General features: G+C 61.9%; 26 protein-coding genes. 7 read left to right on the plus strand and 19 right to left on the minus strand.

Annotated elements, in window-relative coordinates; genetic code table 11:
- Positions 1 to 38: 38 nt before the first annotated feature.
- Positions 39 to 707, minus strand: coding sequence for a hypothetical protein (locus JQ629_RS13150; protein ID WP_212413038.1), 669 nt, complete (start codon positions 705 to 707; stop codon positions 39 to 41).
- 2 nt (positions 708 to 709) lie between these two features.
- A complete protein-coding gene (locus tag JQ629_RS13155; RefSeq protein WP_212413039.1) occupies positions 710 to 2,110 on the minus strand; it encodes a selenium-binding protein SBP56-related protein in 1,401 nt (466 codons plus the stop codon).
- A 351-nt stretch (positions 2,111 to 2,461) separates the two neighbouring features.
- Between JQ629_RS13155 and JQ629_RS13160 the strand changes: the two genes are divergently transcribed.
- Positions 2,462 to 3,250: a bestrophin-like domain gene (locus JQ629_RS13160; RefSeq protein WP_212413040.1), complete on the plus strand. Its 789-nt coding sequence runs from the start codon at positions 2,462 to 2,464 to the stop codon at positions 3,248 to 3,250.
- A gap of 506 nt (positions 3,251 to 3,756) precedes the next feature.
- Positions 3,757 to 5,994, plus strand: a complete 2,238-nt coding sequence (locus JQ629_RS13165; protein WP_212413041.1) for a TonB-dependent siderophore receptor — start codon at positions 3,757 to 3,759, stop codon at positions 5,992 to 5,994.
- Positions 5,995 to 6,022: 28 nt separating this feature from the next.
- On the opposite strand, the gene JQ629_RS13170 is transcribed toward JQ629_RS13165, so the two are convergent.
- Complete coding sequence (locus JQ629_RS13170) at positions 6,023 to 6,160, minus strand: hypothetical protein (RefSeq protein ID WP_212413042.1); 138 nt, start codon at positions 6,158 to 6,160, stop codon at positions 6,023 to 6,025.
- Positions 6,161 to 6,567: 407 nt separating this feature from the next.
- Positions 6,568 to 8,139, minus strand: coding sequence for a winged helix-turn-helix domain-containing tetratricopeptide repeat protein (locus JQ629_RS13175; RefSeq protein ID WP_212413043.1), 1,572 nt, complete (start codon positions 8,137 to 8,139; stop codon positions 6,568 to 6,570).
- 172 nt (positions 8,140 to 8,311) lie between these two features.
- Here JQ629_RS13175 and JQ629_RS13180 point away from each other — a divergent pair, with 172 nt between their 5' ends.
- On the plus strand, positions 8,312 to 8,560 hold the full coding sequence (locus JQ629_RS13180; protein ID WP_212413127.1) for a DUF1127 domain-containing protein: 249 nt from the start codon (positions 8,312 to 8,314) through the stop codon (positions 8,558 to 8,560).
- 181 nt (positions 8,561 to 8,741) lie between these two features.
- On the opposite strand, the gene JQ629_RS13185 is transcribed toward JQ629_RS13180, so the two are convergent.
- Positions 8,742 to 9,671 (minus strand): ABC transporter substrate-binding protein, encoded by a 930-nt coding sequence (locus JQ629_RS13185; protein ID WP_212413044.1) that lies wholly within the window; start codon positions 9,669 to 9,671, stop codon positions 8,742 to 8,744.
- A 565-nt stretch (positions 9,672 to 10,236) separates the two neighbouring features.
- On the opposite strand from JQ629_RS13185, the gene JQ629_RS13190 reads away from it, so the two are divergent.
- A complete protein-coding gene (locus tag JQ629_RS13190) occupies positions 10,237 to 11,826 on the plus strand; it encodes an ATP-binding protein (protein ID WP_212413045.1) in 1,590 nt (529 codons plus the stop codon).
- 82 nt (positions 11,827 to 11,908) lie between these two features.
- On the opposite strand, the gene JQ629_RS13195 is transcribed toward JQ629_RS13190, so the two are convergent.
- The 4 genes from JQ629_RS13195 to JQ629_RS13210 all read right to left on the minus strand — a co-directional run bounded on the left by JQ629_RS13195 (position 11,909) and on the right by JQ629_RS13210 (position 15,133).
- A complete protein-coding gene (locus JQ629_RS13195) occupies positions 11,909 to 13,117 on the minus strand; it encodes an ABC transporter substrate-binding protein (protein WP_212413046.1) in 1,209 nt (402 codons plus the stop codon).
- A 320-nt stretch (positions 13,118 to 13,437) separates the two neighbouring features.
- Positions 13,438 to 14,364: a hypothetical protein gene (locus JQ629_RS13200; RefSeq protein ID WP_212413047.1), complete on the minus strand. Its 927-nt coding sequence runs from the start codon at positions 14,362 to 14,364 to the stop codon at positions 13,438 to 13,440.
- Positions 14,365 to 14,585: 221 nt separating this feature from the next.
- Positions 14,586 to 14,912: a GcrA family cell cycle regulator gene (locus tag JQ629_RS13205; RefSeq protein WP_212413048.1), complete on the minus strand. Its 327-nt coding sequence runs from the start codon at positions 14,910 to 14,912 to the stop codon at positions 14,586 to 14,588.
- A gap of 38 nt (positions 14,913 to 14,950) precedes the next feature.
- Positions 14,951 to 15,133 (minus strand): hypothetical protein, encoded by a 183-nt coding sequence (locus tag JQ629_RS13210; RefSeq protein ID WP_212413049.1) that lies wholly within the window; start codon positions 15,131 to 15,133, stop codon positions 14,951 to 14,953.
- Between the two features lie 1,161 nt (positions 15,134 to 16,294).
- Between JQ629_RS13210 and JQ629_RS13215 the strand changes: the two genes are divergently transcribed.
- Positions 16,295 to 16,579 carry a hypothetical protein gene (locus JQ629_RS13215; protein ID WP_212413050.1) on the plus strand — a complete coding sequence of 95 codons (285 nt, stop codon included), beginning with the start codon at positions 16,295 to 16,297 and terminating at the stop codon, positions 16,577 to 16,579.
- Positions 16,580 to 16,612: 33 nt separating this feature from the next.
- On the opposite strand, the gene JQ629_RS13220 is transcribed toward JQ629_RS13215, so the two are convergent.
- The 4 genes from JQ629_RS13220 to JQ629_RS37505 form a co-directional block, all read right to left on the minus strand.
- The gene (locus tag JQ629_RS13220) at positions 16,613 to 17,302 is read right to left on the minus strand and encodes a hypothetical protein (RefSeq protein WP_212413051.1); all 690 of its coding nucleotides are present in this window, start codon (positions 17,300 to 17,302) and stop codon (positions 16,613 to 16,615) included.
- Positions 17,303 to 17,666: 364 nt separating this feature from the next.
- Positions 17,667 to 17,837, minus strand: a complete 171-nt coding sequence (locus JQ629_RS13225) for a hypothetical protein (RefSeq protein WP_212413052.1) — start codon at positions 17,835 to 17,837, stop codon at positions 17,667 to 17,669.
- Positions 17,838 to 17,868: 31 nt separating this feature from the next.
- Entirely contained in the window at positions 17,869 to 18,126 is a 258-nt protein-coding gene (locus JQ629_RS13230; protein WP_212265088.1) for a hypothetical protein, read from the minus strand.
- A 297-nt stretch (positions 18,127 to 18,423) separates the two neighbouring features.
- On the minus strand, positions 18,424 to 18,702 hold the full coding sequence (locus JQ629_RS37505) for a hypothetical protein (protein WP_283815930.1): 279 nt from the start codon (positions 18,700 to 18,702) through the stop codon (positions 18,424 to 18,426).
- A gap of 9 nt (positions 18,703 to 18,711) precedes the next feature.
- Here JQ629_RS37505 and JQ629_RS37890 point away from each other — a divergent pair, with 9 nt between their 5' ends.
- Positions 18,712 to 18,924: a helix-turn-helix domain-containing protein gene (locus JQ629_RS37890; RefSeq protein ID WP_502752893.1), complete on the plus strand. Its 213-nt coding sequence runs from the start codon at positions 18,712 to 18,714 to the stop codon at positions 18,922 to 18,924.
- Between the two features lie 62 nt (positions 18,925 to 18,986).
- Here the strand turns inward: JQ629_RS37890 and JQ629_RS13240 are convergent, their stop codons facing one another.
- Positions 18,987 to 20,186: an amidohydrolase family protein gene (locus JQ629_RS13240; RefSeq protein WP_212413128.1), complete on the minus strand. Its 1,200-nt coding sequence runs from the start codon at positions 20,184 to 20,186 to the stop codon at positions 18,987 to 18,989.
- A gap of 152 nt (positions 20,187 to 20,338) precedes the next feature.
- Here JQ629_RS13240 and JQ629_RS13245 point away from each other — a divergent pair, with 152 nt between their 5' ends.
- Positions 20,339 to 21,112: a ferredoxin--NADP reductase gene (locus JQ629_RS13245; protein WP_212413054.1), complete on the plus strand. Its 774-nt coding sequence runs from the start codon at positions 20,339 to 20,341 to the stop codon at positions 21,110 to 21,112.
- On the opposite strand, the gene soxA is transcribed toward JQ629_RS13245, so the two are convergent.
- The 5 genes from soxA to JQ629_RS13270 are packed head-to-tail and all read right to left on the minus strand — an operon-like array spanning position 21,113 to position 24,414.
- A complete protein-coding gene (gene soxA, locus JQ629_RS13250) occupies positions 21,113 to 21,886 on the minus strand; it encodes a sulfur oxidation c-type cytochrome SoxA (RefSeq protein WP_212413055.1) in 774 nt (257 codons plus the stop codon).
- Positions 21,883 to 22,203: a thiosulfate oxidation carrier complex protein SoxZ gene (gene soxZ, locus JQ629_RS13255; RefSeq protein WP_212413056.1), complete on the minus strand. Its 321-nt coding sequence runs from the start codon at positions 22,201 to 22,203 to the stop codon at positions 21,883 to 21,885. Before soxZ ends, soxA begins: the two co-directional genes overlap by 4 nt.
- Positions 22,203 to 22,679 carry a SoxY-related AACIE arm protein gene (locus tag JQ629_RS13260; RefSeq protein WP_212413057.1) on the minus strand — a complete coding sequence of 159 codons (477 nt, stop codon included), beginning with the start codon at positions 22,677 to 22,679 and terminating at the stop codon, positions 22,203 to 22,205. The genes soxZ and JQ629_RS13260 overlap by 1 nt, the downstream gene beginning before the upstream one ends.
- Positions 22,680 to 22,688: 9 nt before the next feature.
- A complete protein-coding gene (gene soxX, locus JQ629_RS13265) occupies positions 22,689 to 23,126 on the minus strand; it encodes a sulfur oxidation c-type cytochrome SoxX (protein WP_212413058.1) in 438 nt (145 codons plus the stop codon).
- A 7-nt stretch (positions 23,127 to 23,133) separates the two neighbouring features.
- Entirely contained in the window at positions 23,134 to 24,414 is a 1,281-nt protein-coding gene (locus JQ629_RS13270) for an NAD(P)/FAD-dependent oxidoreductase (protein WP_212413059.1), read from the minus strand.
- Positions 24,415 to 24,421: the final 7 nt, after the last annotated feature.

The raw sequence follows: 24,421 nt of genomic DNA on the forward strand, positions 1-24,421 counted from the left end.
CCTTAATCAGTGTGAGCAGTGACGCCAGAGCGTCCGCACTACTCCGCGAGGCTGAGCACCAGTGCAACAGCTCCGACAAGGATGAGGCTAACGGCCCATGACGTATCCAGATTGAACCAGCTCCGCGATACGAATTTGAGGCCAAGATAACGGTACACCAGCCACGCCAGGCATCCGCCGGCCGCAATCATCGCGATGGCGTGGACGAAGGCGACCAGCCCGGCCATACCGAGATTGGCGTTGATGAGGCTCAAAGCTGCCACGTGGCCTTTGTCGAGGTCGGCCTCCCGGCAGAGCCCGAGATAGATCGGCACCAGCATAAGCCCCGCACCGTGCGCGATTGCCACGGCAAAGGACCACAGCCCCAGTTGCGTCGGCCGTATCCGCGCCAACGCTCTTGGATGGCGCCGATCGACAAGGCGGAAGATACCGAACCCGATGACAAGGAAGCTGGCGCCGATCTGGATCTGGCGCTGCCATTCGACGAGGGTGACCAGCAGCGCAAAGGGCAGGAGCACCAGCAGCATCGCCAGCAGATGGCCGGCCGTCAGCGGCACCAGCGCGGCGCCGAGGGCACGCGTCGTCCTTTCCATCAAACCGGCGGATACAGCGAGCGGCCATCCCATTCCCGGATTTACGCCGTGGTAGAGGCCGCTCGCGATGACAGCCAGCCAGAGCCAAGCCGGTGTCCAATCCGCCGTGCTCACATTCAAGCCGACGGGTAGCAGAATGAATCGGTCGAACAGTCTCCACCATCGAGCCTGATCTGATGCGCGCGGTATCCGTCGGGGAAGCTCACGCAATAGTCCTTTGCCAGTTCGAGGCCGCCTTTCGGGTTTGCGTTCGCCATCACCTCGACGCCCGGAATGCCCTGCGGATAGAATTGGTCGTCCCAGGTCGAGTAGAGCGAGTTGGTCCAGTAGACGCGTTTGCCGTCGCGGCTGATCTCGACCATCTGAGGTCCGCCGGCATAGGCCTTGCCGTTCGGATGAGGCGTGCGGCGTGCGATGCCGCCGATATGGACCGATCCGGCAAGCTCGGGCTTTCTGGGATCGCTGACATTGTATTGACGCATCTCGCCGGTCCCCCAGCAGGCGACGTAGAGAAACTTGTCATCCATCGACAGGTCGATGTCGGACACCAGCGGCGGCACGGCGCCAAAGCCCTGCAGCAGCGGTGGCAACTGGTCCTTCGCCGCGGGCTCGGGCGGGATCGTCGCCGTCTTCTCGATGTGAAATTTTCCGCCATCGCGCCACCAGGTCCATATCGAGCCTTCGAGGTTCGTGGTGTCGACCACGACGCCCAGGAAGCCGTACTCCTTGACGGGATCATGCGCCGGACGCACCTCCAGCGCCATTTGATGGTTGGCACCGAGGTCGATGGTCTGGACGTTTCGCCGGGCCCGCAGATCCCAGAAGTGGACCCGATGGCCGTATTTGTTCGAGAGCAGATCCTCCGGCACGATTCCGTTCTCGAACTGCGGCGGCAGCGCCCATTCGCTGCTCACCATGTAGTCGCGGGGCAGATTCCACCAGAAATCATAGTGCTTCTCTTGAGGACCGCGATCGATTTCCCACCGTCCGAGCACTTCGAATGTCTCGCAATCCATGATGAATATGCCGGGCGGTCCATCGGTGCCGTCCTTGCCACCGCCGCCGAGCGTAGAAACGTAAATACCATCCGGACCACAATGGATCGTGTGCGGCCGCGAGTATCCGGTCTTTTTGAAGACCTCCTCAGGCTCGATGATTTTGTGAATCTTCGCCTGGGTGGGATCTGGCTTGGTATCGACGATGTAGATCCGGGAGGACCGCATACCGGGGATGATGAGGTAGCGGCGCTCGAGGAAGGCGTGCCCGGTGAGCGGTGACAAGGCCGATGAGCAGGCGTTCCATCCGAAATGGTGAAACTCGTCGCCCTTGTTGGGCATCGTCACGGTGTGGACGACCTGACCGAAACGCGGAGAGCCGGGCTTGACGTCGATCACGGCAAGCGCGTCGGGTTTTGAAAAGTCCGGGCTGAGCAGCAAGGTGTAGGCGAAGCTCTCAGGCGGAGCTTCCATCGCAAGCTTCGGCGACGCGTGAAACGTGGGGTCTGGTCTCATCGTCATCGTACTGCCTCCCTGTTTGCCTTGGTGGGTACCAACATGGCTCAGCGGCATGCAGCAGAACTAACCCGGCTCGTTGAGTCCTCTTGACTGTGCCGCCGGCGGGGTTCGCTGATGGTGATCATACACCTCAATGCTATCAGGTGAAAGAAACGATCCGGGCTCTGATCCCGCGGCGGCCGGGAAGGCCGCACCGCACGCGCCCGCCATCTCGAGACGAATGCCGGCGTCGCTCAACGCCAGGGAGCGCGAGATGCTGATGGATTTGTTGAAACGAGATGCGGTGATTGCGGATAGCCTAGGAATTTCACATAATCGCGTCGGGTTGGATCCGGACACGGGGCGGGAAGCGCAATGAGCGACTGGTTGCACAATCTGCCTGTGCCAGTGATGGCGCTCTCCATCTTCGCTTTTACTTATCTGCTCGCCATCATGATCTTCGCAGCGGTTGCGGCACTCGCGACGGGAGAACGCGCAAAATCATTCCAGGCGATTTCGCCGGGCATGCTGCCCGTGCTGGGCATCATCTTCGGCCTGTTCGTCGCCTTCACCGCCGCCCAGGTCTGGAGCGACAATGATCGCGCCAGTACGGCGGTGAGCCGTGAAGCCAGCGCGCTGCGAGCCGCCGTGCTGCTCGCCGCCGGCCTGCCGCCCGAACAGGAGGGCCGGGTGCGCGATCTCGTTCGCGGCTATATCGAGCAGACCGCCAAGGTTGAATGGCCGATGATGGCGGGGCAGACAGCCTCGCTGAGGCCAGCTCCTCCCGCTCTCACCGAGGCGCTGCAACTCGTTGTCTCGATGACGCCGCAGGGGGCGGGCCAGCAGACCGCGCAGCGCGAAATCATCAGCGCATTGGGAATCGCGCTGGATGCGCGCCGGCAGCGGATCATCATCAGCCAGGCGGAAGTCAATCCGGTTAAATGGTGGAGCCTTTATTTGCAGGCGATTTGCGAACTGTTCGTGATCGCGCTCGTTCACTGCGGTAACCGGCTGGCATCGGGGATTGCGATGGCGCTGTTCGCGACCGGCGTCGCCGCCTCGGTGTTGCTGATCGCCGCCCACGACCGGCCATTCACCGGTCAAATTTCGGTCGGACCCGAGCCGCTTCTGCAGATCATGCCGGATGCGTCGACGGGCCGGTGAGCGCTGTATTCTGCCAGCGGGAGATCAAACGAGGCCCGGAGTGCCTAGGAGTCCGGGCCTCGTGATCAAACAACCCCTGGACATCGGTGTGATGACCGAAATCCATCCCCCAGCTGTTCGCGAACGCTTTATAGGCAATGTCGCTTAAGGTGACTAACCCGGAGAACTACGGGGCGTTGGTGTCACCGTAGGTGGGCAAAGTCGCGCTTGCGCCGCGCCCACCAACTAACCGAGCGGTTGGCATAAATGGTGGGCACACTTGCGCTTTGCCCACCCTACGTCAGCTTTCCCTGCCGCGGCCAACTTGTGATGCGCGCGATTCAATTGAACACACTGCGCCGTATTCTACTCTCGCAAACAATATGCAGCGGCGCCAGTCGATACGCATCGCGTTAGACAAATACTAATTCTAAATCCGGGAATAGAAGCGTCGTTGTGCTCCGGCGCTCTTCAACCCCTCGATCATGGTTGTTACTGCGTCACACTCGCAAGAGTGGGGACGGAATATGACGACATACTTCAAGAGCACGGCATTGCTCGGCACACTGCCGATACTGGCAACCATGATGGCCGGTACGTGTGTGCAAGCGCAGTCCCCGAGTCCATTGCCGGCCGTCGTCGTGGAGCAACCGTCTCGGCCGGCGGCGCGTCCGCGTCCCGCCCGCAAGCCGCAGGCCGCGTCGGCGGCAAGTCGCCGCACCGCCCAGCGCGGAACGGCTACGCCCGACGCCGCCGCTGCGGCCGCTGCGCGATCCGAAACGGCGACCGGTCCGGTGCGTGGCTATCTTGCCAACCAGAGCGGCACCGGTACCAAGACAGACACGCCGCTGCGCGAAACGCCGCAATCGATCACCGTGGTCACCGCCGACCGTGTCACCGATCAGGGCGCGCTTACCGTTCAGGAGTCGCTGCGCTACGTACCCGGCGTGTTCGCCGATGCCTATGGCCCGGATTCGCGCGGCGACTATCCGCGCATTCGCGGCCAGGACCCGAACATCTATCTCGACGGCACCCGCGTGGTGAATACCTTCCAGTTCAACGAATGGCGGCCGGATCCGTATACGCTGGAGCGCATCGAGGTGCTGCGCGGTCCGTCATCGGTGCTCTACGGCGATACCTCGACGGCCGGCTTGCTGAACCTGGTCTCGAAGCGCCCGCAGGCCGAAGCATCGAACGAAATCGGCGTGCAGTACGGCACCTTCAACCGCAAGCAGGTGCAGTTGGACTCGACCGGCAAGCTGACCAAGGACGGCGAATGGCTGTACCGCTTCGTCGGCGTGTTCCGCGACAGCAACTCGCAAACCGACTACGTCAAGGATGACCGCATCGTGCTGGCGCCGTCGCTGACCTGGCGGCCGACCAACAACACCAGCTGGACCGTGCTCGGCACCTATCAAAAGGACACGACCGGCTCCTCCACGGCGTTCCTGCCGCACGAGGGCACGCTGTTCCCCGGTCCCAACGGCCTGATTCCGGTGCGGCGATTTTCCAGCGATCCGAGCTTTGATCGCTACCAGACCGAGACCGGCGCGGTCAGCAGTCTGTTCGAGCACAGTTTTAGCGATGGCCTGAAGATCCGGCAGAACCTGCGCTACGCCCATGTCGAGGGCATCTACCGCACGATGTACCCGGACGTGTATTCAGACCCGGTGAACCCGTTCCTCGATGCTGACAGGCGCACCGTAACGCGCTTCATCTCGAACCGTGAAACGGTCAAGGACAGCTTCACTTCGGACACCAACGCCGAACTGAAGTTCGCCACCGGCGCCGTGACGCACAAGACGCTGTTCGGCTTCGACTATCGCGGCCTCAAGGAGCGTGTGTTGTCGGGATTCGACGTCGATCCCAAGCCGTTTGATCTCTATGCGCCCGCCTATAATGGCGTCACGGCGCCCGCGCTGTCGCCGGAACCCGAAGTACGGCAGAGCCAGCTTGGGCTTTACGCGCAGGACCAGATGCGCCTCGGACCGTGGCTGGCTGTGCTTGGCGTGCGCCAGGATTTCGTCGCCAACAAGGTGCAGGGATCGCCTAAGGAAGACACCAAGGCGACCACCGGCCGCGCCGGGCTGATGTACGAACTGCCGTTCGGCCTGACGCCCTATGTCACCTACGCCCAATCGTTCACGCCGATCTTCGGCGCCGGCGTCTGCGCCACGATTTGCAAGGCCCAGCGCGGCGAGATGGTGGAACTCGGTTTCAAGTACAATCCGATGCCGGGCACCGCGATCAACGGTGCGATCTACGACACCGTTGAAAAGAACCGGCTGGCGGCCAATCCCGACAATCCGTTGATCTCGGCCCAGACCGGGCAGGTGCGGATTCGCGGCGCCGAGCTTGAGGTGATCACCCGCGTCACGCCGGAGCTCGACCTGATCGGCGCCTACGCCTATGTCAATGCGATCGTCGAGAGCGGCGACAACGCCGGCAAGCGCGTCGAAACCGTGCCGGAACATCAGGCCTCGCTATGGGCGAAATACCGCCTCACGCTGGTCGGTCTGCCCGGCGTCACCGTCGGCGGCGGCGTGCGCTATATCGGCGAGTCCTGGGACGGCACCGACACCATCCGGACGCCCGACTACACGCTGTTCGACGCCATGATCCGTTACGAGAATGGCCCCTGGCGGCTCCAGGTCAATGCCAGCAACATCGCCGACAAGCGCCATGTCACCACTTGCCTTGCGCGCGGCGACTGCTTCTTCGGCATCGGTCGCACCGTGCTGGGCAGCCTGACGTACAGGTTCTAGGAAACGCTACGCCGTCGTTCGGGCACGCTTATTCCCTGCGGTCATGCTGCGCGCTGTCGGCGGCATCGTCCGATGGGAATATGCTTTCGTACAGCGCGCGGGCCTCTCGGATTAAACGAGCGCGCTCCAGTTCGGATTTCGGGACAAAACGGATAACTTCGCCCATGGGGCTCTCCAAGGTTGGAAAAACATTCCATGCACGAGATGTGCCAAACCGAGCCATTGGGCAAATGAACAAGCTCGTTTAGAGACAACGCGCGAAAGTGCAGCACGAGAGGTCGCAGTTCTTGGTAAGATACTGGCCGACCTCCGTTCAACTGACCGAATCCAAAATCGCCACCGAAGAAGAGCGCACCGGGTTTCCGTCACACGAACGCGCGCTGCACCAGGAGGTATCAACCGCGGCTTGACGGCACAAAAGCCGCCGCCGAGGTTGGCTCGGCGGCGGCTCCTTCCATTGCGAAACCGCAAGCTGCGCCCCCATTGCGGTTCTGTCACAAGGGTTCCGGTAACAGCTCGGAGGATGGATTGAGCCCAATGGGGCCCGCGCGAAGCGGAGCCCTTGGCGCGGCGTTAATCAGGAACACCTGCGCAGCGAAGCCCTTCGTAATAAGGCTCGAACTTGTCGCGCATGCTGACCGGATAGCGGCGAATGTGCCGGCCTATTGAGAAGTGCGGATCGAGCCCGAGCAGCGTTTCCGCGGCCGCCTTCGCCTCTGCGTGTCTGCCGATCGAGGCTGCACTCGAAGCAAGAGCGGACCAGCCGGGCACATAGTTCGGATTGTGCTGCACGGCTCGATGGGCCCAATCATGTGCCATTTCGAGGTTCCCACCGACCTGGTGTGCCACCGCCAACGCCTGAAAGATCGCGTAACCACGTGAATCTCGCGGGCTGAGGCGTCTCGCATGATTGAGATGCTTGATGGCAAGTTCCGTATCACCAGTCCGCGTTCTGACGATGCCGCTTTGTAAGTAGGCGTGTGCGTGATTTGGGTTTACGGATAACGCCTCGTCGATGTAGGCGATGCCCTTCGCAAGGTCATGAGCGAACCAGGCAAAGCAATGACCGGCAGTGCCGAGCATGATCGGATCGAGGCGGTCAGCGCGAAGACCACGTTCGACGAGATCGAGAACCTCGGCACGTTCCCTCGGCTCGTCAGCACCCCAACCTTGCGTGTACGTTTGTATGTAAGTGCGTGCCGCCAGGGCGTACGCCGGAGCAAACGTCGGATCAAGTGTGATCGCTTGAAGGCAGTTGCTCAGCATGGCCTGAACAGCGTCGCGCGTGAGTGCGTCGGTCAGCGCCTGGGCGCGCAGATAGTAGTCGTAGGCGCCCAAATTCTCGGGCCGCTTTCGCCGTGTGCGCTCGATTTCAGCAAGCTGGATTGTGGGCTCCAGAATGCCCACGACTGCCTCGGTGATCCGGTCCTGCAAGTCGAACAAGTCTTCCGCTTCGCCGTCGTACTTTTCGCCCCACACATAGTTGCCGGTGGCCGTATCGACGAGCTGCGCAGTGAACCGGACGCGGCTACTGACTCGCCTGACGCTCCCCTCCAACACATACCGTACGCCCAGCTCGCGCCCGACCTGGCGCACATCCACTGCACGACCTTTGTATGTGAAGCTTGAGTTACGAGCGATTGCGAACAGCCAGCGGTGGCGTGAAAGCCCGGTCAATATGTCCTCGGCCATGCCGTCTGCGAAGTATTCCTGCTCCGGGTCGCCGCTCATGTTCTGAAACGGCAGTACCGCGATGGAGGGTTTGTCGGGAAGGGTAAGAGCGGCCTTCGACGGTTCTACCGGGATGTAGGCAATTGCTTCGCCTGTTGGCCCCTGCGCCTCCAGCACGGGACCGATAAAACGGAAGCCCTTGCGCGGTAAGGTCTTGATGAGGCGTTGTTCATGCCCGGTATCGCCGATCAGGCTCCGGGCGATATTCAGGCGGGTCGTTAGTGCTGCATCGGATACGATACGCCCATTCCAGATCGCGCTGATGAGATCATCCTTGCTGACGACGCGCTCCCTGTTGCGGATCAGGTAATCGAGTAGGTCGAATACCTGGGGCGCGATGGCGACGACGTCCGCCCCGCGCCATAGCTCGCGCCGGTCGGTGTCAAATGCGAATTCCCCGAAAAGATAGCGCAAACTGCCATTCCCTTGGGACAGCTCCCATCGTCAATAGGGAGCTCCGGCACCGCTAGAGCGCAAAGAGTAAGCCGCTGGTGAGGTAAATGTAAGCCCAATGTTAAGCGGGTCGTGCCCCGCCTTGGCATCCTCTTCTGGGGTAGCACCTGCCCCGGGAGATACCGCAATGAGCATGACCCACAGTGCAGGCGGATTGGGACACACGACCGACTCTGCGTCGCGCATCTTTAGCTCCCTCAGGAGTTGTTGGGGTGCGTTTCAAGAATGGCGTCAACGCGGACGCTTAGGGGATGAATTGTGCAGCCTGAGCGATCGGGCGTTAATGGATATCGGCATGACGCGCGGTGAGATCGAATACGTCGTCTCGAGTAGGTCCTTCGACCGCGAGGAGCGCGGTCCGCCGGTTAGACGACTGTCTTGATTGGGCACTGCGTGGATGATCGGCATTGGACACGATCAGGCGCACCATTCCCCGAAAGCGGACTTCCGATGTGGGTCAATCGCGTCACTTTGGCCGTCGTTCGACGATGTCCTCTTCCCTGTAAACGGACTCGTCAGGGCCGGTCGCCATGTCTCGAAGATGTAAGCGAAAGTCGGCAGGCTCACTCGATCACCTCGTCGGCGCGCGCGAGGACGGTTGGAGGCAGCTCGATGCCCAGTTCTTTTGCGACGCGGAGATTAATCCTGAGATAGAATTTGGTAGGTCGTTCGAAAGGCAGGTCGCCCGGCTTCGCGCCTTTCAGAACGCGATCAAGCTGCGCGATCAGGTGACGGTTGGCGTCGGAGAAGTCCGGCCCGAACGACATAAAGCCGCCATGAGCGACCCAATCGGGCGAAGGAAAGATCGCAGGTTTGTTGCTCGCGCCGACCAGCTTGATGACCTCTGCCATGTGAGCACTGATCAAGGCATCTGGGACAAACACGAGGGCGTCAAATCTGGTAAGGACTTCCGGGCCTAAAGCCTTCGCAAGATTAGCGGGGTCATCGATGTTGATGGACTCGACCGTAAAACCGAGCTTACGGCCGGTCTCCAGGACAGGCGCCAGGCTCTGTGCACCGCTGCTTAGCTTTGTCGTGACCGTCCCGAGGCGGAGGGCGCGCGGGACAACCTCCCGCATCAGTTCGACGCGCTTTTCTGTGGTTTCCTCGGAAAAAACCGCGATACCGGTTACGTTGCGGCCGGGACGCGCGAGGCTATCCGCCAATCCCGACCCGACTGGGTCAACAGCGGTGAGCGCGACAATCGGAGTTGTTTGAGTTGCCCTGTAAGCAGCCAGCGCGGCTGGCGTGCTTATCGCGAGAATGACGTCGATGCCACCCTCTCGTACTAACTCTTGCGCCAGCCGAGGGAGCGCATCAACATTCCCCGCCGCGTCCCGAAACTCAAGACGAATATTACGTCCTTCGACGTAGCCGAGCTCCCTCAAAATCCTGCGGGTTCCTTCCGCCTGCGACGCAACGTGGACCGGGGCGAGACTTATGACGCGCGGTATTCTTGCCGGCTGTTGTGCTCTTGCCGTAAACGGCCACATCACTGCTCCGCCCAGAAGAGTTATGAACTGGCGTCGCCGCATGTGACCTCGCTGGTCGCTCTCCGCGCTATCGCCGAACTATAGCAGGCTTAGGCTGTCTGGCGAACGGCATGTGACCACCAACTCGGCGATAGCCACGCCGGCAATCCAAGTGCCGACAGGTGAAATGTCCGGTTTGGGTCAAACTGAGAAGCCTGAGTGCGCAACTGGAAGTCCGCTTTGCCCTCAGCAAGGAGCAACTTCAGCCAGACCTTTCAGGTCCGAAAAAGCGCCAATACCCGACATCATCCGCCGGTCAGGACAGGGAAGGTGGGACCGCGGGGGCGGTGCACCACGGATTATCTCCCACGCCGCGGAGCCCCTGCGTGCTATCGTTCTGAGTATCGAAAATATCGGCCTTAGCCCGGGACGGAGTTGTCATGAACCGGCGCGATTCCTCGGCGTTCTCGGCAGCGCGACCATCGCGTGGTCGCTCGGCTTCCCTGATGCGGGTGAGCAGGGATTGGGAAAGGTCTATCGAGTGGGCTTTCTAACATTGTCTCAACTCAAATAGGATATTGTGGACATGTCGACGCTCACCCCGCATGGCGCGTGCCTGCTGTGGAAGCCGGAATTGATCTGGCTGAATGCCGTTTCCGACGCCATGCTCGCCGGCGCCTTCTTTGCTACCGCGTTCGTCCTCGCGTTCTTCGTGTGGCGGCGCCGTGATGTTATGTTCCGCGGCGTATTCTGGACGTTCGCCATCTTCGCCGCAGTCTGCGGGGTGACCCGTCTGCTGTCGATCCTCACTCTGTGGGTGCCGGCCTACGGCATCGAGGCCTTTACCAAAGGCGTCCTGGCGCTGATATCGGTTGTGATCACGGCGGCACTGCTGCTGCTGCTGCCGCGGATCCTGGTGCTGCCGACACGCATGCAACTTCAGCAGGCCAATGCGGCACTTGAGGAGGAAATCCGACAACGGCGCAAGGCCGAGGCCATGGTCAAACGTTTTCAGGAGATAGAGGCCAACGAGACCCAGGTCCGCCAAGCGCAGAAGATGGAAGCCATCGGCCAACTCACCGGTGGTGTCGCGCACGACTTCAACAACATTCTGACCGTGATCACCGGAACCATCGAAATCCTCGGCGAGGCGGTCAAGGATCGTCCGCATCTCGGTCAGATCACCGATATGATTAGCGCCGCCGCAGCGAGGGGGGCCGACCTGACGCGGCATCTGCTGGCCTTCGCCCGTCGACAACCGCTGCAGCCGCGCAACACTGACGTCAACGTCCTGGTCATCGATGCAGTACGGTTGCTACGACCGATCCTCAGCGAGCAGATCGAAATCGAATCGATGCTGGTGCACGATTCCGCGCCGGCCCTGATTGATCCCAGTCAGCTCTCGACTGCGATTCTGAACCTTGCACTGAATGCGCGTGACGCCATGCCGAACGGCGGCAAGCTGACGCTCGAAACCAAGAATGTCGTGCTCGACGAGAACTACGCCAGCATGAACAGCGAGGTTAATCCGGGCAACTACGTCATGATCGCGGTGAGCGACACAGGGGAGGGAATTCCCGGCAACCTGCTCGACAAGGTGTTTGAACCGTTCTTCACCACCAAGGAGGTCGGGAAGGGATCGGGGCTCGGTCTCAGCATGGTCTACGGCTTCGTCAAACAGTCGAACGGACACGTCAAGATCTACAGCGAAGAGAGCCACGGCACTACCGTGAAGCTTTACCTTCCGCAGGCGGCGGGTGTCCCGGACGCGCTGGCCGCCGAGACGGGCATCTCGGGGGGCGAACACGGCGACGAATCCATCCTGATAGTCGAGGACGACGCGCTGGTGCGCGAATACGTCGTGGCGCAGATCAACCGTTTCGGATACCACACGCAGGCCGCCGGCAATGCCGCCGAGGCGCTGGCGATCATTGATCGTCCCGAACGCATCGATCTGCTGTTCACTGACGTGATAATCCCCGGGGGACTGAACGGCCGTCAGCTCGCGACCGAGGCGCTGAAACGCCGTCCGGGACTAAAGGTGCTTTATACGTCCGGTTATACCGAGAACGCCATCGTCCATCATGGCCGGCTCGATGCTGGCGTGCTGCTATTGCCGAAGCCTTACCTCAGTTCCGATCTCGCGCGGATGATTCGGACCGCGCTGGCATCGTGAATTCCTTGGGGTGGGAGGTGCTCCCATATTCTCGGGATAGGCGGGTGTCTCAAAGCTGCGCAGAAGCAGACGCCGCTTGAAATCAGTCGATCACTTCGTCGGCGCGCTGCTGGAGAAACAGCGGCACCTCGAGCCCAATCGCCCTTGCGGCCTTCAGATTTATCATCATCTCGAACTTGGTTGGCTGCTCGACGGGCAAATCGGCGGGCTTTGCCCCTTTCAGGATCTTGTCAACATACGTCGCTACCCGACGATAGACGTCAGGGAAACTCGGCCCATAAAAGATCAGCCCGCCTGCTTCCATAAACTCCCGGCCGCCGTAGATTGCCGGCAGGCGACTCTTTGCGGCAAGGTCTGCGATCAGGCCGCGGTGGGCCTGGGTCAGGGCCTCGAGCCCTACGATGATCGCGTCGGAGCTGTTGTCGAGTGCAGCAAAGGCCTGCTCGATGTCCTCGCGCTTGCGAACGTCGAACAATCTGAACCGCCAGCCCCGGGACTGCGCGCCCTTCTGAAGCTCCTCCAATTGTGGCGCGGAGACGGGATTACCCATGTTAAGGAGCGCAGCGAGGCCAGTGGTCGAAGGCGCGATCTCCTTGAGCAATTCCATGCGCTTGGTTTCAAGCTCGGGCTGCACCCCGCTGAGGCCCGTGATGTTGCCGCCTGGCCGCGCGAGGCTGTCGACCACGAGCAGCGGCTCGCCGACGATCATGACCGTAGGAATGGTGCGTGTCGCCCGCTTGACCGCAAGCGCGGCTGGTGTGCCGCGGGCGATGATCAGGTCGGGATTACGGCCGATCACTTCGGCCACAAGGCTGGGGTAGAGCGCGGCATTGCCGTCTGCGGACCGATACTCCATGAGAAGATTGCGCCCTTCGACGTATCCAAGCTCTTCCAAACCGCGCCGCAAGGCAGCGAGGTTGGTCGCGTTGAGTTGCGCCGATGTCGGCTCGACCACTGCAATACGCCAGGTTCGGCGGGTCGACTGTGCCTGTGCCGCGCGTTGTGGCGCTACCGACGTAACGACAAGAGCTGCCAGAAATTCACGACGGTGCATGTCCACCTCGATGCTCTGGATCGGAAATAGTGAAATAGTATCGGCTTCGGCGGGCTTATACGAGGCCCTTTGCGCGTCAGGGTCCTGCTCGCTTTTGGTCTGGAAGCTGCCCTTCACGTACAGTCGGTCGTCGTTTCCCGTGCCCTCGCGGCCATTCTGCAAAAGGCTCACAAGTCGTGGTGCTCTGAAGATGCGAGCAGGGAGGAGCTCATGGAAGTCGCCGTCTGCCGCAGCCACCGCTGTCTCCGGAAAGGCCTCGCTTGCACCCGGAGCCGAGCGCCGCCAGCTTACCGTGATGTGTGTCGACCTGGTCGTCTCGACCCGGTTGCTGGCCGCGCATGAGCCACAACCGGGTGTCATGGCCCTGTGGCACGAGACGTGCAGTCTATGCAGTGCTGGGAATTTTAGTGTCCCAGTTCAGGAATAAGCGCCGCCGGGCGATCCATTTCGATCCCGGCGGCGTGTCGTTTTGATACCTGGCGCCGGCCAAGCCGCCAGCCACGGCCGTGGACCGCGCGAGATGGATGATCATCTCTGCGTTCGTAGCTTGCTGCCGTTTAATGGTGGGATATCTGAGGCTGCCGTTCCTTCGCTTCGTAGTATTCGGCCGAGAACTGAATTGACCATCGCGAGAAGAACGAACGCAACTTCTGCGTGGGCTTTTCCACGCCGAACCGCTCGGCGACATGCGCCCCGCGCAGCCACCTGACCGCCGATGCGAGGCCGGCGGTGCGCTCGAGCCTCTCGACCGCCGCGATGCCGGCGGTCTCTGCCTGCCGATAGCGAAAACCGATCTTTTTGATCACATACAGGCACCTGAAGGTTTCATAGCTCTTGAATACGCGCTGCACGAACGGATGTTTCCTGGCCTGTGGCCAGGCTGCCGGGTACACCGGCAGCACCAACAGTTTGCTCTTGGCGATGACCGTTGCGAGCGGATGCAAGAGTTGCATCCAGGCTGGCCAGGACGTGACCTTGGCAAACAATACCGCGTGCATCGCCGTTGCAGCCCCGAAAGAGAGCGGGAGCCAAAGCACCGCGCCCAGGATCACGAGCAATGCGGTGTTCGGTGTCAGATGCCGGCATTTTCGGAATACCCACGCCATGCCGCTTTCAAAGGCAACGTACACGGCATGTTCGAAGGCCCGATAACTGATCTTCCGCCGGAGCCACGACCAGTTCCGGCGGATCGATGTACTCCACTGCCGACGTTTCGTCTCGGAAAGGGGCAGGAAGCGCAATGCGCCGTTTATGACAGTAACGGTGACATTGCCAAGAACCCTGACTGCGAAGAGCGGAAGCCAGACAACCTGCATTGCCAACGGGAAGGCGTAATCGAGCAGCCGCATCAAGATCGAAAGAATGAAACGCAGGATTTTGTTTGCGGCGAGCGCGACGGAAACAAGCGGGATGATGATCACATCGTCGAGGGCACCGGAGAAGCGGCTATCCTCGTTCCATGCCGGGTTATGATCATGGGTCACGGTGCAACGGCTCCGGGCCGAAGACAGGGGATCGTGCCGGCTCAGATTAGCACACTGTAATGGCCAGCGGGTGGCCTCAGATGGGGTTCGTTGGAGCGAAGGCCCGAGATCGGATTACCGCATGGCGCGTTCAGGTGCATCGGGGATTGCCGGCATCAAGGAAACCGTTCGAACTGAACGAGGTGCGGAGGCAGCGCCGCAACGATGTCGCGGTGGGCGGGCTAGCCCGTATTCCTGACGGCGTCAGCTAGCATGGCGTAAAGCTCGCGCTTGCTGAATTTCTTAGGCTGCCTCACGACTGCCTTCCGCAACACATCCTTCGCCACCGGTCGGGCACCGTCGGCCAACAACACCGACCTTCGCTTCGGGACCGCCCTTATATTGGGTTTTGCTGTTGGCGGCTTGTGACCGCGTTTCAGGCCCAAACGAGTTAGCCTGCCGCAGACCGCGTTTCGGCTACATCCGAAACGGCGCGCAATCTGCGCGGCGCTCTGTCCTACAGCCCAGAGTTCTTTGAGCAGCGCTACGTCTTTCGCATCCCAACTCATGCGAGGCACTATACGCCAACTGCCAATTGCAGGCTATCCTAGTCTTCGTCGGGCTCGCGCACGACCGGTGGTTGGTCGCTGTTGCCTTCTTCGTCCTCTTCGTCTTCTTCGTCTTCCTCATCTTCATCAGGAACTCGGGGTGGCACCGTGTTGCCCAAGAGCACGAAGGGACTCCAGTCGATCAACCTGGTGAAAAATTCCTCCGGGATGTGTCGCTTCATGTTGATGCTCCTCGGATGTGGACCCTGGGGATTTTACCCCTTCTTTTCAGATTTCCGCATGAGGGTTAGCGCCGCACACCGTTTGCGGGAACGGACATTCATTTCGAGTTGCATTAGCGCTCACGCTTGGCCGGACGAAGCTGCACCGGGCACGCGACCTCTTGTTGGTTCGTCATGTCAGCGGCAGCGCACATTCCAGAATTTGGCATTCAAGCCTCGCCCATCTCACGCCCCGGGTCGATCTGCTCCCGTAGTAATCGGCCCGGCCCGCCGATCTGAACTTCAAAGTAAGCTCGCGGAACGATCTCAGATCAACCCTATGAGGATGAACGCAGCGATCTCGATCGGGACTCCGGTCCCTAGGGTGGCGACGACAAGAATGGCGTCGGCTGGCGATAAATCATGCATTGAGGCCCATGAACTAAATTCACGTAAGCAAAAAAGGTTGCGGTTCCCAAGGCGCTACCAAACATCAGCTGGCGCGGAACCGTCCGGACGCGATCGGCGTTTTATTGGAGAGAGGATGGAATTCCCGCGCCGACGGGGACCAACAGAGGCCATGTGGTGTAACGCTCGCATGACCTCTGTCTGTTATTGCGTATTGCGGTGACAGTGCACTGATTCGGCGATAGCGCTCGATCAATGTCTTCCGAGCCGAACTTTCATTGAGTGCACCGTCAGCGCAATTCGGGCGCTCATTCCCTGCGGTCATGCTCCGCGCTGCCGACGGTATGATCCGATGGGAATATGCTTTCGTAGATCGCACGGGCTTCCCGGATTAAGCGGGCTCGCTCGAGTTCGGATTTCGGAACAAAACGGATGACTTCGCCCACGGGGCTCTCCAGGGTTGGAAAAACATTCCACCAACAGTTGGTTCGGATATTCATGGTTGTAAGATCCACTCCGATCACAAGAACTTATTTCTCGACGGATATTGCGCTGTGAAAACCCCATCTCTTATCGGGGGCCACTGGAGGAAAACTATGTGTGCAGGTTCCTTTCCGATGTAGGCGGCGCGAGGCCGAAGGCGCCCCTGGCGCCGATCGGTTCCGATCACCGTGTTCTTACGGGCCGTAACTGGCAAACGGCTTGCGATGGGTGTGTCAGCTGTTCGGCATCCATGCACAAGATGTGCCGAACCAGGCCATTGGGAGCACGAAAATGAACATACAAGCTCGTTTTGAGACAGCGCGCGAAAGTGCAGTGCGAGAGGTCGCAGCAATAGGTAAGATGCTGGCTGATCTTGTTCGCACGGTTCAACTGATCGAATCTGAAATCGCAGCCCAAGAAGAGCGCGCCCGGGTTTCCGACCGATCCGACGTCAAATATCCCATACTGGCGAGGACGCTGATCGAGCGGCGCGACAATCTTAAGGTGACCATTGCCGCCCTTGAACAGCGTCACGGTGAGCGAGCGCTGCACGAGCAGATGGCAGGCGCGGCTTAACGGCACCGCGCTGGGAGGCACGGCGGCGGCCGGTCAATCGCGTCCGGGCCATTTGGCCCGATACCGGATTTCGCTGCCGTCGGCGTTCGGTTGCCAGGGTCCGAGCTGAGCGGCGTGCGGCGCCTTGGCGGTCAGTCCGATGCGGTACACGCGGGCGGGCTGGCCCTTGATCTTGACCTCCAGTTGGCGATGGGCGGTACGAAAGGCGAGCTCGACGTCGCCTGCGATCACCGGCCGCTCGCCGTCGCGGCGAAACTGGTTGAGCCTCGGTACGCCCGGCATGCTGTTCTGATCGGTCTGCAACTCGACCGCGACGTCTGCCGCGGCAGCCGGCAACGCCGCGCCCGCGGGAAGGCGGACTTCGAATTGGAGAAGCGGGGTGGCGGCGTTCGGGTTGAGCCACGGCGTGGCTGTCGTGACCGCGTAGACGTAGTATGCCGTGCCGGCGGCGGCGCAGAGCAGGATCAGCGCACCGAATGCCCTCAAGCTGTTGCCGGCTAGGCTGCCGGTATTCTCGCCTCCGCGCATCCGCATCGCGAGCTTGGTACCGAGTACGAGGCCTGCGATCGCCCCGGCCGGCGCGAAGACGAACACCGCCAGCAGCGCGGAACCGATGGGGTCGGCGCGGTTTCCAGAACCGACGAGTTCGACGATCAGCAAGGTGGCGGCAAAGCCCACTGCCGCACCCGCCACCCCGCCGGCAATTTGCGGCAAATTCTTCAAATGTCCCTCGAATGCTCGGACGGCGCAGCAGGCTGCGGCGCAGGCCGTCCGCATTTGACGTGACCGGCCGGCAATTCGTTCATGGCTTTGGAGGCGAAATCACAAAATTTGGCCCGACGCGCCGGGCGCGATGGCGATCCAGCGATCAAGGGCCGATTTTCCAGAGTGTCCGGATTGTCTTCTGCCCCCACTCCGTGCCGCCGGCACGGGCGTTGCGAACGTATAGCTGGGGTTGAGCAGGATGGCGTCCGCATGTCCGGTCAGACTTGCATTCAAGCTGACATTCACGTTTGCGGGAAATCTGCCGACCTGGATCTGCCGGGCGGCAGCGACGGCGCCGGGAGCCGCAACCGAGGTGTGGTAATTACACCTCCGCCATCGCCCAGCCCGGCACGCCGGGCGCGGCCGCAAGACTGCCAAACTGCCCGGGCAACCAGCACGAATAACCGTTCTCGTCCGCGCTGACCTGGGCGGGCGAAAATGCGGCGATCCCGATCGCGAGGATCAGACCGGCCTGGATCCGGCGGGCGCGCATCTCTGCTTTCCGGAAGATCAACCCGCAGACCTCAGCGCCTGCCGACGCGGTTCACCGGACCACCACGGTTCATAGGCGTGCCCGGACGCACTCCGACACCTCGGGCACCGACACCGGGTGTCACCACGGCCCGTGCGACCGGGCGCGCCACCAATCGGACGCCGGGCCTTACGACGCAGCCCGCCGGATAAGAGATGTACTGGCAGTACACGACGGCGCTGGCCTGTTCAGTGCTTGCGACCATGGACCCGGCGATCAGCAGCGCTGACAACGAAATCGAGAGCTTCATTTTTGCCTCCTCCGTTCGGAAACGCTGAATGCGTTTCGTTAAGCCGAGTGCTGGTTAGGAAGCCGCAGAGCTCCAGAGCGCCGCGGTTCTTGTCTGTCGTTTAGAAGACCTTACCGGCAGATCGTGACGATCCGGCCGTAGGCATCGGCGACTTGCGTGCATGCGTCGCTGTTCTGAGCGCTCGCGGCGGGAATGAAGGAAATGCTCATCATGAGAAATGCCCCGATGAAAACGCTGCGCCGGGATATCGCTTGTATCACTTTCTGATCGCGCTTTCTGCCGTTGAATACGTCAATATCAATGGCCTTCTTTTTTCTCGACAGTAGCCGGCACCTTACGTCTCTGTTGCAAAGACTCCAGGCGCAGCCGAATGATCATCTGGGCGGGCAAAGCTTGTCGCAGATCGAGACCGGCATTTTTGACATTGTCCGGGACACTGCAGAGCTCATTGAGCCCTCGCACCGCCGCGCAAGTGTTGCGAGGGCCGTTCTTGATCTTCGGCATGGACGGCTCGACGATCCGCCAGGCATTACCGAACTTTGCATCGCAGTTGCCGCAAAAGAACGAACGCTTCATTTAAGCTGCGTGGAGGCTTTCGGCCGTCCGCCAGCAGCGCTGCTCGCCGAACTTCGTCTCCATGCAGCGCGCCGCGCTTTATCGCGCCCCGGACAGCAGACAAGCGTCACGGCTGTGCCCGCGCTTTATGGCTTCACGCATTTCGGGCGGTTCGCGGAAATCTATCGGCGCCAATTCGCAGAGCTGCCGTCCGCGACCTTATCCAGGGCGCGGGGCGCCTGACCGCGACGCTAACGTCGCTTTGGTCACTACACGGACTCCACGATGCCGCGGCGCGTGAGCGTCTAATGTCCGACGACGATCTCCGGCAGCCGTGTCGCCGGCGGCGTGTTGCGGCTGCGCTGGGTGCGGACGATGCCGTCGATGATGGTCATGCCGATGCCGGGCAGGTCGCCGAGCTGCACGCTGTGCAGCAGGTTCTTTCCCGGTGAGTGCTGCGCCATGTCCATGATGACGAAGTCGGCGGAGCGGCCGACTTCGATCAGGCCGCAGTCGAGCGCGCGCATGCGGGCGGTGTTGCCGGTGGCGAGGCAGAAGGCGATCTCGGCCGGCAGTTCGCCGAGCGAAGACAATAGCGACACCATGCGCAAAATGCCGAGCGGCTGCACGCCGGAGCCGGCCGGGGCGTCGGTGCCGAGGATGACGCGGTGCAGGTCGCCCATCTCGCGCGCGGTGCGCAGCGTGAACAGCGCCGAACGTTCGTTGCCGTTGTGAACGAGCTCCAGGCCGCGCTTGCAGCCCTCGCAGATGCAGCGGATCTGGTCGTCGGGCAGGGCTGTGTGGCCGCCATTGATGTGACCGACCACATCGGTGTCGGCTTCCAGCACCACGTCCTTGTCGATCAGGCCGGAACCAGGGATCGAAGGCCCGCCGGTGTGGATCGTGCTCTGGATGCCGTATTTGCGCGCCCAGCCCACCATCTTGCGCGCGGTCGGGCCGTCCTTGACGCCACCGAGGCCGACTTCGCCGAGCAGCTTGACGCCGGCCGCGGCGAGCTCCTTGAAATCGTCCTCGACCATCTCGCTTTCGATCACGGGCGCGCCGGCATGGATCTTCACGCCGCCGGGCCGCAGATTCCAGAACGCGCGCTGCGCGAAAATCGCCATCGCCTTGACGCCGACGACGTCGCGGGGACGGCCGGGCATATGCACTTCACCGGCTGATATCATCGTGGTGACGCCGCCATGCAGATAGCTGTCGATCCAGCCCATCTGGTTCTGCCGCGGAGTCCAGTCGCCGGCGACGGGATGGACGTGGCTGTCGATCAGGCCGGGGGCGACCGTGGTGCCGTTGGCGTTGACGACAGTCGTGGCGCCCTCGGTATCGACGTCCTTGAGGCGCCCGATAGCGGTGATCTTGCCATTCTCGGCCACGATGGTGTCGGCATCCAGGATCGGCTTTTCCAGCATACCCGACAGCAGCAGCCCGATATTGCGGATCACCAGCTTGCTCGGGCCGCTTGCCAGGGGTGCGTCGTGCGCCATCGGATTTTCCTTGTTGATCAATGCCTTCAGGGCGTTGCCGGCCATCTTGCCCGCGGCTTGACGGCGGGATCAAGAAGGATTATTCATTCGTATACGAATGATCGTATACGAATGATTTTGCCGACGCAATCTGCCTCCAATCGGATCGAAAGATGAGCAATTTCAATCAGGAAAGCGTTCTCAGCGTCCATCACTGGACCGACACGCTGTTCAGCTTCACCACCACGCGCGATCCCTCGTTCCGTTTTCGCAACGGCGAGTTCACCATGATCGGGCTGAAGGTCGGCGAGAAGCCGCTGCTGCGCGCCTACAGCGTCGCCAGCGCCAATTATGAAGACCGGCTCGAATTCTTCTCGATCAAGGTGCCGGACGGGCCGCTGACTTCGCGCCTCCAGCATCTGAAGGAAGGCGACGAGATCATCGTCAGCCGCAAGGCCACCGGTACGCTGGTGATCGACAATCTGCAGGACGGCCGCAACCTCTATCTGATCGGCACCGGCACCGGGCTCGCGCCGTTCCTGAGCGTGATCAAGGATCCCGAAACCTATGAGCGCTTCGAGAAGGTGGTGCTGCTGCACGGCTGCCGCCGCGTCGCCGAACTCGCCTATGGCGAGATGATCACCAAGGAACTGCCGAACGATGAGCTGATCGGCGAACTCGTGCGCAACCAGCTGATTTATTATCCGACGGTGACCCGCGATCCCTTCCACAACCGCGGCCGCATCACCGACCTGATCAATTCCGGCAAGCTGTTCGCGGATATCGGGCTTGCCTCGCTCGAAGCCGCGCACGACCGCGTCATGATCTGCGGCAGCCCGGCGCTGGTCGCCGACACCCGCACGCTGCTGGGCGGCAAGGGCTTTGTCGAAGGCAATCACGGCGAGGCGGCGCAGTTCGTGGTTGAGAAGGCGTTCGCGGAGCGGTAACTAAGGCCGCACCGCGGGGGCTTCCAGCGGCATGCCTTGGGCACGCGACATCAGATAAAGCTCCAGCTCGACCAGTTCCGGCGCGCCGTAATCATAGGCTTGCGCGCGGATGCCCGTCATGCAGGCGCGCAGCCGGCGCTGCAGCGATCCCAGTGATTGCCACTCCAACCGATAAAGCGGGTAACCCGTCGGGTGTCCTTGCGTGATCGACGATCCGGCCAGGCGTTTATCCCAATTCTCATCGTGGCAATTGGTACAGCCGAGATTGAGCTGGCCCTGCCGCTGCATGAACAACTCACGGCCCTTGGCGACGAACGGCGCTAGCTGCGGATCGCTGCGGGTCTGGATCGCAGCCCCGCGCGATTGCTGCGCGACAAAGGCGGTCAGCGCCAGCAATTCTCGGCCCTCGTAAGGAAGCGGCGTCGCCTGCTGATGAGTGGCGCGGCACAGATTGATGCGCTGTTCGAGGTCGACGGGACGGCCGAGCGCCTTGTCGAGGGCGGGATAATGCGCCGCGACGCCCCTCATGCTCGCGCGCGCGTCCTGATGGCAATCGGCGCAGGCCTTGTTTGCAGCGCCCGTCTTGCCCGCCCACAATTTCTCTCCGTCGAGCACCCACAGCATGCCGGGATTTGTCGTGTCGTCGTCCTGCATCGCCCTGGTGTCCGGCGCCATGAAGCTATAACCGGAGCGGCGTTCTGCTTGCGGAACTTCAGCGCCGGCGGCATCCACCGCGAGCAGAGCAGACAGAGCGATGAGGCCGGCCAATCTCATTCGACTGATATCGAGGCCGACGCGGTTTCGGAAAAGCCGTTATCGCCGATCCATTCGAACTCGAACTTGCCGCTCGCTGTCGCGGTGGTGAAGAAGGTGATGAACGGGTTGGCGGCGATCGCAGCAAACAGATCGGCGCGAAAAATCTCGGTGCCGTTATAGCGGCATGCAAAACTCGTGATGATGTCGCGCGGCACCACCTCGCCGGTGGCGGTATGCCGATAGCCGGTTTCCATGATGTGCGACATCAGCGTCTTGATCTCGATGATATCGCCGCGTTTGGCTTTGGCGGGAACGTTGATCAGTGCGGAGGCCATCAGATCACCTCATCAGTGCAGGCCGCCAGCGTCACCACGACGTCGACGCTGGCCGACCAGAACGAGCCGTCGGACAACCGCGCGATGGCGACGATCTTCTGGCTGTCGGCGAGGCGAATCCGTGTGGACACCTGCGCGCGGCCGGAAAGCGGACCGAGATGGAAGTTGCCGATATTGGGCTGCGGGTTCTTCTCGTTGAAGATGTGGATGCTGCGGACGTGATCCTCCGGCGCCATCGGGCTCGCGACGTTGACGGTCAGCGGCACGGTGTTGCCGTTCTCGACCAGCGGCGGCACGTCGAGCTTGACCTTGCCGGTGCGCACTTGCGCGCCATTGGTGACGCTGCGGATCGCGGATGCGAGTTCGGCGGGCGTCGCTTCGCTCGGCCGCACCGTCGCGATCGGGACGGCGCCGAGCACGGCCGCGCCGCCGGCGAGGCCGAGGAACTGGCGGCGTGTGGAATCCTTGTGTTGCATCGTCACTTCCTATTCGCGCAGCGTCACCAGATAAGCCACGATATCTTCGATCTGTTCCGCCGACAGGATCGGCTTGCCGCGCCACACCGGACCAACACGATGCAGGCCGTCCACGCGATAATAGGACGGCATGATCGTCGCTTCATTGAGGCGGCTCGCGTCCACCAGCCGCAGCCGAAACTGCCCTTCCGACCAGCGGCTGCCGGAGCCGGCGAGGTTGGGGGCCAGATCGCCCTGAAATTTCTCTTCCGGAAACGGTCCGTTGTGGCAGAGGATGCAGGTGCTTTGGCGGTTGAGGAGGGTCGTCCGCCCGCGCGCGGGATCGCCGGGCGCACCGGTCAGCGACATCGCAATGGCGTCGCCTGTCACGGCGTAGCGGCGCAGCTCTTGCGCGGCAGCTAGGCCGGGCAAAGCGAGCAGTGCGCCCGCAAGGATCTGACCCGACATGCGCAGCTTAGCCAAAGACTTCCGCCGTGATGGTCGCGAACCAGGAATTCGCATAGTCGGCCTCGCGCGCGCGGAAGTCGCGCGGCACATCCGCCGGACTGACGCCGCCGGCGCCTTCGACGTCGGCGAACAGCCCGTTCTTCGGCTGGTAGACGCCGGCGACCGAGAAGCCGTAGCCGGGGGCTGCCAGGCTGTAGCAGGTATTGATCAGCTTCGGCGCCTCGGGCGCCCGGCCCGCGATCAGCGTGGCGACCGCGCTCGCGCAAGCCTTGGCCTGGGAATTCGCGGAGAACGCGGATTTCGGCATCGAGCCGGCAATACAGGCATCGCCGATGACGTGGATGTTCGGCGCCGATTTGGATTCGAAAGTGACGGGATCGATCGCGCACCAGCCGGTATTGTCGGTCGCGCCAGCGATGGTGGCGATGCGTCCGGCGCGCTGCGGCGGAATGACGTTCGCCACCTGCGCGGTGTGGTTACCGAAATCGGTAATCAGCGTGTTGGTCGCCGGATCGACGGAGTTCACCTTGCCGCCCTGTGACAGCGACACCCATTCGATCATTCCCGGATAAAGCTCCTTCCAGGCGTTCTGGAACAGGCGCTGCTTGGAGAAGGTGTCCTTGGCGTCGAGGATGATCAGCTTCGAGCGCGGCTTCTTGGTCTTCAGATAATGTGCAATCAGACAGGCGCGTTCGTAAGGTCCCGGCGGGCAGCGGAACGGATTGGCCGGTGCGGCGATCACGACGAGGCCGCCATCGTCCATGGCTTCGAGTTGCTTGCGCAGCAGCAGTGTCTGCTCGCCCGCTTTCCAGGCGTGCGGCATCTTTGCGGCGGCAGCTTCGTCGTAGCCCGGCAGCGCTTCGAAACGCAGATCGACGCCGGGAGACAGCACCAGCCGGTCGTAGGCGAGCGACGTGCCGTCGGCGAGCCCAACGGTCCGCGCCTTGGCATCGATCGCGGTTGCCGCCTGCGCCACCACTGTGACGCCGCCGGCGGCGATCTTGTCATAGCCGAACTGCTGTTCCTCGAGCGAACGCAGTCCGGCGATCACGTTGTTGCTGAACGGGCAGGCGGTGAAGGTCCGGTTCGGCTCGACCAGCGTGACCTGCAGTTTCGGTTCGATCTGTTTCAGGGCGCGGGCGCAACTCGCGCCGCCGAAGCCGCCGCCAATCACGACGACGCGCGCTGCGGCTTGCGCGAATGCGGGCCGCGGAAACGCCAGTGCCGTCACGGCGGCAGCACCGGCGCCAACGAATTCCCGGCGGCTGATGCGATGGTTGATACCCATGGTGGCC

The sequence above is a fragment of the Bradyrhizobium sp. AUGA SZCCT0222 genome, from assembly GCF_018130205.1.
Classification (GTDB): Bacteria; Pseudomonadota; Alphaproteobacteria; order Rhizobiales; family Xanthobacteraceae; genus Bradyrhizobium.